We start from the raw sequence: 12,792 nt of genomic DNA on the forward strand, positions 1-12,792 counted from the left end.
GGCGGTCGGCTCAGACTTGCCGCGTACAGCCGCTGCGGGTGCAGAACTCCTGGGCCCGCAGGACGTCGCCCTCGTCGTACACCCGGCGACGCTCAGGTGACGGCCAGGAGGGCGTCGAGGCCCACGATCCGGTAGCCGCGGGCGCGCAGGCCGGTGATGACGGCGGGCAGGGCGGCCACGGTCTGGGAGCGGTCGCCGCCGGCATCGTGCATGAGGATCACCGAGCCGGGGCGGACCTGGCCCAGGACGCGCTCGGCGATGACGTCGGGGCCGGGCCGCGACCAGTCCTTGGCGTCGACGTCCCAGAGCGCCGTGGTGAGCCCCAAGGCGTCGACGGCGCGGAGGAGTTCGGGGCTGCGCCCGCCGTACGGGGGCCGCAGCCAGCGGATCGGGCGGTCGTCGCCGCAGGCGTCGGCGAGCACGTCGCGGGTGCGGTCGAGCTGGCGGGCGAGTCCGACCGGGCCCAGGTCCGGCAGGTAGGCGTGGGACCAGGTGTGGTTGCCGAGGGTCTGGCCCGCGTCGGCGATCCGGCGCACCACGCCCGGGTGGGCCAGGGCGTTCAGGCCGATGCAGAAGAACGCCGCCGGGGCGTCGTGGCGGTGCAGCACGTCCAGCACCCGCGGCGTGAACTCCGGGTCCGGGCCGTCGTCGAAGGTCAGCGCCACCAGCGGCCCGGCGCCGGCGCCGCCCGCCAGCATCCTTCCCTCGCGCACGAGTCGACGCTCCACCGGGGCACTCGCCCGGTCCGCCGCCGCGATCTCCTCCTCGCGCCCGCTCATCGTCCACCCCCCGGCGGGCAGCGCCGTCAGGGCGCCGGGGCGGGAGCGGCCGAGCTCCGCGAGGACCTCCGCCGGGGCGCCGCCGTCCACCGGGACCGGCGGGTCGGCGCGGAGCACCGGGATCCCGGCGGCCCCGAGGGGCCCGTCCAGGACGCCGTTGGCGCTGTCGACGACCACGGTGAGGCCGTCGGGCGTCCGGGCCGCCAGTTCGACCAGCCGCGCCACCGGCCGTTCCACGCCGCAGTGTTCGAGCACCTCGACCGCGTCCGGCCCGACGATCCGGTAGCCCTCACGCGTCACACCCACACCCGCGAACCGCACCGTGCTGCCCCTCCCTCGGAACGCTCCCCCACGGCCCGCCCCCACAGGCGTCCCCGACGCCGGGCAGCCCAGATCATACGGACGACCGGCCCCCAGGACGATAGGGCGGAGCGGAATGGTCGGAACAACAAGAACGGTTCGGGGAACCGGGATTGACGGGGCGACGGGACGCGGCACGCGCGGGCGGCGGCGCCCGGGCGGAACCGGGCGGCGTCCCTATAGTGGGCGCCATGACCGATCCGCGCCCGACCTCGGCCTTCCACGCCGCCAACGCCGATCCCGCGGTCACCGGCCGGCTGGTCGCCGCACTGGACGCGCAGGCCGCCAACCCGGGCGTACAGCGGCTGCGCGCGTGGGCGCACGGGCGGCTGGCCGCGGCCGTCGGCGAGCGGGCGCTGGACGTCGGCTGCGGCACCGGCTCGGAGACCCAGGTGCTCGCCGCGGCGGTCGGGCCGGGCGGCACCGCGATCGGCCTCGAACCCCACCCGGGCCTGCGCGCCCTCGCCGAGCGGCGCGCCGCCGAGGCCGGCAGCCGGGCCCGGTTCCTGGACGGCGACGCCCTCGCGCTGCCGCTGCCGGACGCGGACCTGGACGCCGTGCGCTGCGAGCGCGTCCTGCAGCACCTGACCGACCCCGCGCGGGCCGTCGCGGAGCTGGCCCGGGTCCTGCGGCCCGGTGGCCGGGCCGTCCTGCTGGACACCGACTGGGCCACCTTCATCCTCCACCCGGCCTCCCCCGGGATCCGGTCCGCGCTGGCGACGGTCGTCCAGGAGGCCGCCGCCACCCCGGACGCCGGGCGCGGCCTCGCCGGCTGGCTGGTCGGCGCCGGGCTGACCGTCGACGCCGTCGCCTCGGAGGTCCTGCTGCACGACCCGCGCTCCGTCACCTGGCCCCTGGTGCGCGGGATCGGCGTGGAGGCCGTCGCGCGGGGCCTGATCACCGAGGCGCAGCGCGACGACCTCCACGACGGGCTGACGGCCGCCGCCGAGCGGGGCGCCTTCCACCTGTCGGTGACGATGTTCGCCGTCGCCGCCCACCGGCCGGGCTGACGGCACTCCACCGCCCCGCCCCCGGGCGGGCTTCGGGATACTGCCCGGATGACGGATGAACTGACGGTCGGACCGCGGACGGCTCCGGCCGGGGGCGGGGAACGCCGGACGCTGCGGCGTGATGTGTCGGCCCCGGCCCTGCTGGCGGGGCTGGTCTGCGTCGCGGTGTCGTTCTCGGGCCCGCTGGTGGTGGTGCTCGCGGCGGCCGCGGCGGGGCGGCTGGACCCGGCGCACACGGCGTCCTGGATCTGGGCGGTGGCGATCGGCAGCGGGGTCAGCGGCTTCGCGCTGAGCTGGTGGACGCGGACCCCGGTGGTCACCGCCTGGTCGACCCCGGGGGCCGCGCTGCTGGTGGCCAGCCTCGGCGACTACCCCTACCGGGAGGCGGTCGGGGCGTTCCTGGTGAGCGCGGCGGCGGTGACGCTGTTCGGGGTGACCGGCTGGTTCGGCCGGCTGATCGCCGCCGTGCCGGCCGGCATCGTGAACGCGATGCTCGCGGGCATCCTGTTCTCCTTCGGCGCCGGGATCTTCGGCGCCGTGCACAGCGCGCCGCTGCTGGTGGTGGGCAGCTTCGCGGCCTTCCTGCTGGCCAAGCGGTTCGCCGCCCGGTACGCCGTCCTGGTGGCGCTGCTGGCCGGCGGCGTGCTGGCGGCCCTCTCGGTCGGGCTGCCGCTGCGCCTCGGAACGGGCGGGCCGACCGTGCCCGTGCTGACGGCGCCCTCGTTCTCCTGGGCGGCCCTGGTGGGGCTGGCGCTGCCGCTCGCGATCGTCACGCTGGCCTCGCAGAACGCGCCCGGCCTCGGGGTGCTGCGGGCCTTCGGCTATCCGGCGGACGACCGGCTGCTGATCGGCACCACCGGCGCGGTGTCGGTGCTGGTGGCGCCGTTCGGCTCGCCCGGGGTGAACCTGGCGGCGATCACGGCGGCCATCTGCTCGGGCCCGGAGGCCCACCCGGACCCGCGCCGCCGGTACGTGGCGGGGATGTCCTCGGGCCTGCTGTACGTGCTGGTGGGCGGCTTCGGCGGGGTCCTGGTGAGCCTGTTCACCGGGCTGCCGAAGGAACTCGTCTCGGTGGTCGCCGGGGTCGCCCTGCTGGCCTCGCTGCAGGGCAGCCTGGCGGCGGCGGTCGCCGAGGAGCGCGGGCGGGACGCGGCTGTGGTGACCTTCCTGGCGAGCGCCTCGGGGATGACCCTGTTCGGCATCGGCTCGGCGTTCTGGGGCCTGCTGTTCGGGCTCGGCACGCATCTGGCGCTGGACGCCCGGCGGGGCTGAGCGGGCGCGGGGCGGTCCGGCGGCCGGCTACTCCTCGGCCCCGGAGCCGCCCTCCTGGTCGGTGGCCGGGTGCTGGGAGGGGAGCCGGCGGGTGAACAGGAGGGCGCCGGCCGTGATGCCCGTGCAGGCGAGGACCGCGGCCTTGAGCCCGTTGATCTGCGCGTCCTGATAGTTCTCCACCACGGCCGCGGCCTCCTGCGGCGGCACCCCGGGCTGCGCCGCCAGCGCGGCCGCCACCTGGTCGGCGGGCACGAAGGACAGGCCCGCCTCCACGTGGACGCCGGCCTGCTCGGCGACGGCCGCGGAGACGCGCGGGTCGCTCTCGATCTGGCTGGTCACGGACGTCGCGAGGGCGCCGATCAGGATCGCGCCGATCAGCGCCGTCCCGAGCGAGGAGCCGAGGTTCTGCGCCGTGTACTGCAGTCCGCCGGCCTCGCTGCGCTCCTCCTGGCGCACGCTGGACTGCACCGTGTTGCCCAGCTGGGAGGCGAGCATCCCCATGCCGATGCCGAGCAGGGCCATCGCCCCGGCGAACGAGGCGCCGCGCAGCTCCGGCCCGATGGCGGCGATCAGCCACAGGGTCGCGGCGACCAGGACCAGCAGCCCGGTCCGGACGATCAGGCGGGGCGAGGCGATGCGCAGCAGCAGGGAGCCGGACATCGACGCCGCGAGCATGGTGACGGACACCGGCAGCAGCCGCAGGCCCGTCTCGAAGGCGTCCAGGCCGTGCACGACCTGCAGGTAGAGCGGGATGACGAAGAACAGGCCCAGCAGGACGGTGTTCTGGTTGAAGAGGGCCACCAGCCCCGCGCGCAGCGTCCGGTTGTCGAACAGGTCGAGCGAGACCAGGGGGTCCAGGCCCTTTCGCTCCCGCCGGCGCTCGTGGACGCAGAACGCGTAGGTCAGCGCGCCACCGAGGGCGACGGCGAACAGCGTCGGGGCGAACCCGAGGACGGTGAACGGCGGGTTGCGCGGGTGGACCCAGCCCCAGGTACCGCTCTGCAGCACGGCCAGGACCATCAGGGCGAGGCCCGAGGCCGACAGCACGGCCCCCGCCACGTCGAGCCGGGGCCGCCGGGCCGGTGGCGGCTGCGGCGGCACCCAGCGCATCAGGAGCAGCATCACGACGACCAGGACCACCTCGCCGGCGAACACCAGCCGCCAGGTCAGGTAGGTGGTGACCCAGCCGCCGAGCAGCGGCCCCACCGCGATGCCCGCGCCCGCGAGTCCGCCGATGACGCCGTAGGCCACGGCCCGGTCGCGCCCGCGGTAGGAGCCGGCCACCAGCGCGGCCAGCGCGGGCAGGACCAGGGCCGCGCCCAGGCCCTCGACGACCGACCAGCCCACCGCGAGCACGGCCACGGTGGGCGCCACCGCGGTCAGCCCCGATCCGACCCCGTACACGACCAGGCCGATCACGAAGACCCGGCGGCGCCCGAACATGTCGCCGATCCGGCCGCCGGTCAGCATGAACGCGGCCATGACCAGGGTGTAGAGGGTGATGACGGCCTGGATCGCGGTGACCTCGGTGTCGAAGTCCTCGACCAACTGGCTGATCGACACGTTCATCACCGAGGCGTCGAGCACCATGAGGAACTGCGCCGTCCCCAGCACGACCAGGGTCTTCCAGCGATTCATCACGTCACCACCACGCCTCCACCCCGCGTCACCACCACGCGTCACCGGCCGGTCCGCCGCGCACCGCGGACGCGGTCAGCCGCCGAGGATCCGGGCCTTCTGGGCGGCGAACTCCTCCTCGGTGAGGACGCCCTGGTCCTTGAGCGTCGCCAGCTCCTTGAGCTGGTCCAGCTTCTCCTCCATGGTCGCTGCGGCGGGCGCGGGCGGCGCAGGCGGGGGCGGGGGCGCGGCGGGCTCGGCATAGTAGCCGGCCTGCTGGGTGTCCTGCTGGGCCCAGCGGCCGGCCTGGCGGCGCGAGACGCGGTTGGAGACGGCGGTGGCCGTACCGGCGACCACCGCGGTGCGGGCGACTCCGCGGAGCAGTCCGGGCATGGCTTCCTCCTGGGTGGGGGTGGGATCGGGACGGGGTCAGCCGGCGGCGTCGAGCCGGTCGAGCGAGTCCAGCACCGCCAGCAGGTCCTCGACCGGGACGCGCCCGCCGGCGAGGACGCGGGCGTCCTCCCGGCGCAGCGCGGTGGCCAGCGGCGCCGCCCAGCGATTCTCGTAGAGCAGGACGGCGGCGGAGTCGCCCGGCTCCAGGAGTGCGCCGGCCTCGGCGATGTCGGACTCGCCGAGCACGCCCGAGGCGACGCCCTCGAAGACGGTCAGGTCGAGGCGGCCGTCACCAGTCACGTCGGCCAGCTCGGCGCCCCGCACCGTGCCGTCGGTGTCCTTGCGGACGAAGGTCAGGTCGAGGATGCGGATGATGTCGCGGTCGACCAGGTCGACGAGCAGGGGCAGCCCCTCGCCGGTGAGGTGGCTTCCGGGGAACGCGATGACCAGGTAGTCGATGGGGCCCAGTTCGTCGAGTTCACCGCGGGTGTCGGGTTCGCTGCTCACGTCGGCTCCTGAGGGAGGAGGGCCGGCCGACGGCGTCGGCCGGAAGCCGGCCCCGGACGCTGGCGTGAAGCCGACCCTCGGCGAAGCTAACCCGCCGCCCCCGCTCTCCGGCTCACCTGTTCGGGGTGAGGTGCCCCGCCCGGGCGGGGCGGCTCACCCCAGTGGGGCAACCCTGCTCGCCGTCCGCCCGGCCGGGCCCTTGGCTGGTGACCACGGTGGCCCGTCCGCTCGGTGCCGCCGTACCGCCCGGACCGCCCAGAGCGAGGCCCGGACCGCCCAGAGCGAGGAGCCGCCCGCATGCCACCGGCCGAGTCCAGCCCGCCGCAGCCCGACCCCGAGCAGCCCGGCCCCGAGCAGCCCGGCCGGCCTCGGCCCGAGGGTCCTCGGCCCGACCACGCGCAGGCCGGCGAACTGGAGGCGCTCCACCACCGGGTCGCCCAGCTGGAGGCCGAGGCCCGGCGCCGGCCGCAGCACCACCGGCTGCGCACCACCGGCGCGACCGCCCTGGTGATCGTGGCCTCCGTGCTGTCGCTGCTGGCCGTCGTCGCCGTCTGGGCCCACGACGAGATCACCGACACCGACCGGTTCGTCGCCACGATGGCACCGCTGGCCCACAACCCCGATGTGCAGAACGCCCTCGCCAACCGGATCACCGACGCCGCGACGGAGCAGATCGACGTCAAGGCCCTGGTCAACGACCTCTCCCAGGCCGCCGCCGAGCAGGGCGTGCCGCCCCGGCTCGCCCAGCTGCTGGGCGGGCTGACCGGTCCCCTGGAGGGGGCGCTGACGAACCTCGTGCACGGCGCCGCCGAGCGGGTGGTCACCAGCGACGCCTTCGCCACCGTGTGGGAGGAGGCCGTCCGGGCCGCGCACGCCACCATGGTCAAGGCCCTGACCGGCCAGGGCGGCGGCGCGGTCGTGCTGAAGAACGACGAGGTCGTGATCGACATCGGGCCGATGGTGGAACGGGTCAAGACCGAGCTGGTCAACGCCGGTTTCGCGCCCGCCGCCAAGATCCCCGAGGTGCACACCTCGTTCGTGGTGTTCTCCTCGCCCGACCTCGCCAAGATCAAGGGCGGGTTCCGGCTGCTGCAGATCCTCGGCTGGTGGCTGCCGGTCATCACGGTCCTGATCGCCGCGGCCGGTGTGCTGACCGCCTTCAACCGCCGCCGCGCGCTGGTCGGCGCCGCCCTCGGCGTCGGGGTGGCCATGCTGGTGCTGGGCGTCGCGCTGGCCGTCTTCCGGTCCTACTTCCTCGACCACCTGCCCGCCGACGCCTCGCAGGCCGCCGCCGGCGCCGTCTACGACGCCGTCGTGGACTACCTGCGCACCGCGGTGCGGATGGTGGGCTTCCTGGCCGTGGTCGTCGCGCTCGGGGCGTTCTTCATCGGCCCCTCGCGCGCCGCCGTGACCGTCCGCTCGGTGACCGGGCACGGGGTCGCGGCGCTGCGCTCCTCCGCCGACTCGGCAGGCTTCCGGGCCGGGCCGGTGGAGCACTTCGTCCGGCGCTGGAAGCGCTGGCTGGGCGTCCTGATCCTGGTCGTCGCCGCCGTGGTCTTCGTCCTCTGGGACCACCCCACCGGGATGGTGGTGTTCTGGTTCGCCGTGGTCGTCCTGGCCGCCTTCGCCCTCCGCGAGTTCCTCGCCCCCGCCCACCCCGTCACCCCCGCGTCCACGAGCGGGGCCGCGGTGGACGCGGGGGTGACGGAGCGCTGAACACCCGTTCCGTCACTGCAGGACGAGCGCCTTGGCGCGCTGGTACTCCTCCTCCGTGATGGCGTCGTCGCGGCGCAGCTCCGCGAGCCGGGCCAGCTGCTCGGCGGCGCCGGCCGGCTTCGCCTCGGCCCCGGCCGCGTCCCGCACATAGGTGCGGAACTCCGCCTCGGCATCCTTCGCCCGCGCCAGCTCGCGCATCCCCATGCCCTTGCCGCGCGCGATCAGGTAGACGAACACGCCCAGGAACGGCAGCAGGATCAGGAGCACGCACCAGCCGGCCTTGCCCCAGCCGCTCACGGCGTCGTCGCGGAACAGGTCGCCGAAGACCCGGAACAGGAGCATGAACCAGAGGATCCAGAGGAAGATCCACATGGTGGTGAGGAAGATGTTCAGCAGCGGATAGTCGTCCATCGCCCGCCTCCGGAGGAGAAGTCGAACCGCGCCGGGCGGCGCCGCCGCCCGTCCCCCCTCGCGACCCACGGTCACCGGCCACGGCCGCGCGCGCACCACCCCGGACGGGTGATCCCGTCGGCAGGGACCGCGGGGTGGACCGGCCCGCCCCGCCGGGCGCCGACCGCACGGTGCGCACACAATGCAGTCAGCAGCCGGTCGACCACGAGGAGTAGCAGTGCGAAGTCATCCGACCGCCGCGACAGGCGGCTTCCCCCGCACCGGACGGCGGCTTCCGGCCCTGCTGGCCTCGGCGGTCGTGGTGGCGGGCGGGCTGGTGGCGGGGACCCCGGCCGCCGCCCCGGCGGCGAGCGGCCTCGGCGGCTACGTCGCGCTGGGGGACTCCTACGCGGCGTACGGAAGCGTCTCGAAGAACTACGGCACGCCCGCCGGATGCGGCCGCGCCCGCGACGACTATCCGAACGGCCTCGCCGCGGCGCTGGGCCCGGCGAGCTTCGTCGACGTCACCTGCGGCGATGCCACGACGATGAGCATGACCGTCCCGGAGGCGGTGCCGGGTGGGGTGAACCCGCCCCAGTTCGACGCGCTCAGGCCCGAGACCGCTCTGGTCACGGTCACCATCGGCGCCAGGGACGCGCTCAGCGACCTCCTGCGGAGCTGCGCGGCGATCGCCGGCACCGACCCGCAGGGCAACCCGTGCCAGCGGGCCTACACCGCGAGCGGGACCGACCCGGCGGTAGCCGCGATCGACGCGATGCGCCCGAGCATCGAGGCCGTCCTCGACGGGATCCACGCGCGCTCCCCGCACGCGACCGTCGTCCTCGTCGGCTACCTGTCCGTGCTGCCGCCCACCACCGGCTGCTGGCCGGAGGTGCCGATCGCCCGAGGGGACGTCCCCTACGCGTACGGCCTCCAGCAGCGGATGAACACGGTGCTCGGCGAGGCCGCGGCCGGCCATCGGGCGATCTTCGCCAACCCCGGCGAGGCCCTCGGACACGATGCCTGCCGGCCGCAGGGAGTCCGCTGGGTCGAGGGCCTCGATCCGGCCCCGGACACCAACGCGCTGCACCCCAACGCCGCCGGGCAGGCCTACGTCGCCGCGCTCGTCGGGGCGCTGTTGCGCTGAGCAGCGGCCGGGCTTCAGGCCTCGGGCCCGCGCACCGCCCGGGCGAGCGCCGCCGCCGTCCGGCGGACGTCGGCGTCGGTGGTGCGCCAGTTGCTGAACGCGGCCCGCAGGGCGGGGAGGCCGGCGTAGTGGGTCGGTGTCAGGAAGGCCTCGTCGGCCACGGCCTCGGCGAGGGCGGCGAGCCGGTCGGCGGTGGGGTCCTCGGCCAGGGTGAAGCAGACGACGTTCAGCCGCACCGGCGCCAGCAGCCGCAGCCCCGGCGTCCCCGCCACGGCCTCCCCCAGCGCCCGGGCCCCGGCCACGCAGCGCTCGACGATCTCCCGGTGGCCGGCCCGGCCGTAGGCGCGCAGGGTGAACCAGGCGGCGAGGGCGCGCAGCCGGTGGGAGTTCTCCGGCGTCAGGTGCACCAGGTCGGGGTGCTCGCCGAGCGGGCCGAGGTAGGCGGCCGCGTTGCGGAAGACCTCGGCCTGGAGGTCGGGGCGCCGGGTGAACTGCACGGCGCTGTCGTAGGGCACGTTGAGCCACTTGTGCAGGTCGACGCAGATCGAGTCGGCCCGGTCCAGGCCGGCCACCAGGGCGGCGTGCTCGGGGACCAGGGCGGCGAAGGCGCCGAAGGCCGCGTCCACGTGCAGCCAGCAGCCGTGGCGGTCGCGCAGGTCGGCCAGTGCCCGCAGGTCGTCGAAGTCGACCGTGTTGACCGTGCCGGCGTTGGCGACCAGCACGCAGGGGCCGTCGTGTTCGGCCAGCATCCGTTCGAGGGCCGCCACGTCGACCGCCTCCCGGCCGGGCAGCACGGGCACCCGGGTCAGCGCGCCGCGGCCCAGGCCGAGCACCGAGAGGGCCTTGGCCACGCTGGAGTGCGCGCTGCCCGACAGCACCCGCACCCGGCCGAGCGCGGCGGCGCCGTCCTCGGCCACGTCGACGCCGAGGCGTTCGCCGAGCCACTGCCGGGCGATCGCGAGGCCGACCGTGTTGGACATGGTCGCGCCGCTGACGAAGGTCCCGGCGTGCGCGGCGGAGAGCCCGAACAGCTCGCGCAGCCAGCCGACCGTCTCCCGCTCCAGCTGCTGGCCGGCGCCGTCCAGCGAGGAGTTGGAGTTCTGGTCGGCGGCGGCGGTCAGCCAGTCGCCGGCCAGCGCCGCCGGGGTCGCGCCCCCGGTGACGAACCCGAAGTAGCGCGGCCCCGCGCCGGCCGAGAGCCCCGGCTCCCAGCGCTCGCCGAACTCGGCCAGCGCCGCCCGCAGGCCGCCGCCCCGTTCGGCCAGCGGCGTCCGGGCGGGCGGGTCGGCCCTCGGGACCACCGGCCGCTCGTCGAGGGAGGCGAGGAAGGCGGCCGCGGCCCGGCGGGTCTCCTCCAGCAGCGCGGGCAACTGGTCCAGGTCGGCAGCGAGTTCGGGGTGCATGGCGCGTTCTCCGGTCGGTCGGCTGTGTCGTCGACGGTAGCCGCCGCGGCCTGCGGCGTCCCGGTCCAATCCACTGGTGGTGGCCTGCCCGGCGGAGTGCGTCGACGCCCTGCCGACCCCGGCCGAGGGCTACGTCCCCGTGCCGCACACCGGCGGGCCGGGCCTCGTCCAGCCGGCTTCCGACTGGGACTGACCCGGCACGGAGACGGCCGGACGGGCTTTCAGGTGCGCGGGGACGGGCCCGTCTGGCTGGTCACCAGGCGCCGGTAGGGGGCGCAGCGGGCGAGCAGGGTGGGGTGGTCGGCGGCATCGACGACGGTGCCGTGGTCGAGCATGATCACGTGGTCGGCGTGCTGGACCGTGGTGAGGCGGTGGGCGACGACCACGACGGCGCTGCGGCGGGCCAGCCTGTCGACGATCTCGCGGAAGCGCAGTTCGTTGAGGCCGTCCAGTTGGCTGGTGGGCTCGTCCAGCAGGACGATGTCGGCGTCGGCGAGCAGGGCGCGGGCCAGGGCCATCCGCTGGCGCTGGCCGCCGGAGAGGTCGAACTCGCGGCCCAGGACGGTGTCCAGGCCGTGCGGGAGGCGTTCGACGTCCTCGGTCAGGCCGACGGTGGCGAGCGCGCGGGCCAGTTCGTTCTCGTCGGCGGCGCCGGCCCGGCCGAGCTGGAGGTTGTCGCGGGCGCTGGCCTCCAGGAGGGTGAACGCCTGGTCCACGTAGGCCATCCGGGCGCGCAGCGCGCCCAGCGGCCAGGCGCGGAGGTCGTGGCCGAGGACGCTGACCGATCCGGCGCCGGGCCGGACGAAGCGGCCGACGAGCGCGAGGGCCGTGCTCTTGCCGGCGCCCGAGGGGCCGACCACGGCGGTCAGCCCGGTGCGCGGGATGCTGAAGGAGGCGGCGCGCAGGGCGGCCCGCTGCGCGCCGGTGTGGGTGTAGGAGACGGCGCGGAAGACCACCGCCGGGGCGTCGGGCGCGGGGGTGGGCACGACCCGGTCGGCGTCGTCCGGGTCGGCCTCCGGGGGCAGCGCGAGGAGGTCGTTGCAGCGGTCGCGGGCGGCCAGGCCCGCCTGGAGGCGGCCGAACCCGGTGGCGAGGGTGTTCACCGAGGGGACGGTCTGGAGCAGGTAGAGCAGGAACGCGGCGAAGGCCGCCACCTTCAGCCCGCCCGCCGCGAGCCGCGCCCCGCCGGTGAGGATGACCGCGATCATCGCGAACTGGTTGCCGAGGGTGAGCACGGCCGGCACCAGGGCGCCGAGCCGGGCGCCGGTCAGCGAGACGGCGCGCAGGTGCTCGGCGTCCTCGGCCAGGACGCGGTCGGCCAGCGGTTCGGCCCGGTAGGCCTTGATGGTGGTGAGGGCCTCCAGGTCGGCGGTGAAGCGCTGGGCGATCCGCCCGACCGCGTCCTGCTGCCCGGTGACGTTGGCCCGCATCCGGCGGGTGATCACCAGCACCAGCGCGGTCAGCAGGGCGAGCGCGGCCACGGTGACCGCGGTGAGCACCCAGTCGATCCACACCATGACCGCGAGGGTGGCCAGGACGCTGAGCGCGGCGAGCGGCAGCTGCATCGCCACTTCCACCACCTGGCCCAGCAGTTGGGCGTCGGAGGTGACCCGGGCGGCGAGTTCGCCGGTGCCCCGGGCCCGGACGACGGGCAGCGGCAGGCGCAGCGCGTGGACCATCAGGGCGGTCCGCAGCCGGTAGGTCATCCCCTCCCCGACCTGCGCCAGCTGGAAGCCGGAGAGGGCCTGGGCCGCCGCGCCGACGAGGGCGGCCGCGGCCATCATCAGCAGCCCGGGGGCGAGCGAGCGGTGGCCGGAGAAGTCGCCGACGATCCTGCGGACCAGCAGCGGGAGCGCGAGGGCGGCGGCGGTGGCCACCACGGCGAGGGCCAGGGCGGCGGCGAGGCGGACCGGCTGGGCGGCGAGTTCGCGGCGCAGCCGGACCTGCGGCGGCGCCGGGGCCACGGTGGCGGCGGGCTCGGCGGTGCCGGCGGGTGCGGCGGTGCCGGCGGGCTCGGCCGACGCGGCGGTGCGGGCGGGCGCGGTCCGGTCGGCCACGGGGACACCTCTCTCTGGGCGGGGCGCCCTGGTGGGGCCGTCGGGCGGCGTCGCCGGGCGGGGAACGGGCCGCGGCGGCGGCCGGGACCCGGCCGGGTGGTCCGTGGACCGTCCGGCCGGGTCGACCGTCACGGGCCGCCC

General features: G+C 76.0%; 11 protein-coding genes. 4 read left to right on the forward strand and 7 right to left on the reverse strand.

Annotation, left to right across the window (positions count from 1 at the left end):
• Positions 1 to 92: 92 nt before the first annotated feature.
• Positions 93 to 1,085, reverse strand: coding sequence for a polysaccharide deacetylase family protein (locus tag ACFCLZ_RS01160; RefSeq protein ID WP_380282672.1), 993 nt, complete (start codon positions 1,083 to 1,085; stop codon positions 93 to 95).
• Positions 1,086 to 1,330: 245 nt separating this feature from the next.
• On the opposite strand from ACFCLZ_RS01160, the gene ACFCLZ_RS01165 reads away from it, so the two are divergent.
• Complete coding sequence (locus ACFCLZ_RS01165; protein WP_380282673.1) at positions 1,331 to 2,149, forward strand: methyltransferase domain-containing protein; 819 nt, start codon at positions 1,331 to 1,333, stop codon at positions 2,147 to 2,149.
• A gap of 48 nt (positions 2,150 to 2,197) precedes the next feature.
• Positions 2,198 to 3,421, forward strand: coding sequence for a benzoate/H(+) symporter BenE family transporter (locus ACFCLZ_RS01170; protein ID WP_380282674.1), 1,224 nt, complete (start codon positions 2,198 to 2,200; stop codon positions 3,419 to 3,421).
• A 27-nt stretch (positions 3,422 to 3,448) separates the two neighbouring features.
• Here ACFCLZ_RS01170 and ACFCLZ_RS01175 read toward each other — a convergent pair whose 3' ends face one another.
• The 3 genes from ACFCLZ_RS01175 to ACFCLZ_RS01185 all read right to left on the reverse strand — a co-directional run bounded on the left by ACFCLZ_RS01175 (position 3,449) and on the right by ACFCLZ_RS01185 (position 5,938).
• Positions 3,449 to 5,059, reverse strand: a complete 1,611-nt coding sequence (locus ACFCLZ_RS01175) for an MFS transporter (RefSeq protein ID WP_380282675.1) — start codon at positions 5,057 to 5,059, stop codon at positions 3,449 to 3,451.
• A 75-nt stretch (positions 5,060 to 5,134) separates the two neighbouring features.
• Entirely contained in the window at positions 5,135 to 5,431 is a 297-nt protein-coding gene (locus ACFCLZ_RS01180) for an SHOCT domain-containing protein (RefSeq protein WP_380282676.1), read from the reverse strand.
• A gap of 36 nt (positions 5,432 to 5,467) precedes the next feature.
• On the reverse strand, positions 5,468 to 5,938 hold the full coding sequence (locus tag ACFCLZ_RS01185) for a DUF6325 family protein (RefSeq protein ID WP_380282677.1): 471 nt from the start codon (positions 5,936 to 5,938) through the stop codon (positions 5,468 to 5,470).
• A 297-nt stretch (positions 5,939 to 6,235) separates the two neighbouring features.
• On the opposite strand from ACFCLZ_RS01185, the gene ACFCLZ_RS01190 reads away from it, so the two are divergent.
• The gene (locus ACFCLZ_RS01190) at positions 6,236 to 7,654 is read left to right on the forward strand and encodes a hypothetical protein (RefSeq protein WP_380282678.1); all 1,419 of its coding nucleotides are present in this window, start codon (positions 6,236 to 6,238) and stop codon (positions 7,652 to 7,654) included.
• 12 nt (positions 7,655 to 7,666) lie between these two features.
• Here ACFCLZ_RS01190 and ACFCLZ_RS01195 read toward each other — a convergent pair whose 3' ends face one another.
• Positions 7,667 to 8,065 carry a PLDc N-terminal domain-containing protein gene (locus ACFCLZ_RS01195; RefSeq protein WP_380282679.1) on the reverse strand — a complete coding sequence of 133 codons (399 nt, stop codon included), beginning with the start codon at positions 8,063 to 8,065 and terminating at the stop codon, positions 7,667 to 7,669.
• A gap of 217 nt (positions 8,066 to 8,282) precedes the next feature.
• Here ACFCLZ_RS01195 and ACFCLZ_RS01200 point away from each other — a divergent pair, with 217 nt between their 5' ends.
• Entirely contained in the window at positions 8,283 to 9,191 is a 909-nt protein-coding gene (locus ACFCLZ_RS01200; RefSeq protein WP_380282680.1) for an SGNH/GDSL hydrolase family protein, read from the forward strand.
• 14 nt (positions 9,192 to 9,205) lie between these two features.
• Here ACFCLZ_RS01200 and ACFCLZ_RS01205 read toward each other — a convergent pair whose 3' ends face one another.
• Both ACFCLZ_RS01205 and ACFCLZ_RS01210 read right to left on the reverse strand, forming a co-directional pair.
• The gene (locus tag ACFCLZ_RS01205; protein WP_380282681.1) at positions 9,206 to 10,594 is read right to left on the reverse strand and encodes a pyridoxal phosphate-dependent decarboxylase family protein; all 1,389 of its coding nucleotides are present in this window, start codon (positions 10,592 to 10,594) and stop codon (positions 9,206 to 9,208) included.
• A 221-nt stretch (positions 10,595 to 10,815) separates the two neighbouring features.
• Positions 10,816 to 12,651: an ABC transporter ATP-binding protein gene (locus ACFCLZ_RS01210; RefSeq protein WP_380282682.1), complete on the reverse strand. Its 1,836-nt coding sequence runs from the start codon at positions 12,649 to 12,651 to the stop codon at positions 10,816 to 10,818.
• Positions 12,652 to 12,792 lie beyond the last annotated feature (141 nt).

Source organism: Kitasatospora purpeofusca, assembly GCF_042691725.1.
GTDB lineage: Bacteria > Actinomycetota > Actinomycetes > Streptomycetales > Streptomycetaceae > Kitasatospora > Kitasatospora purpeofusca_B.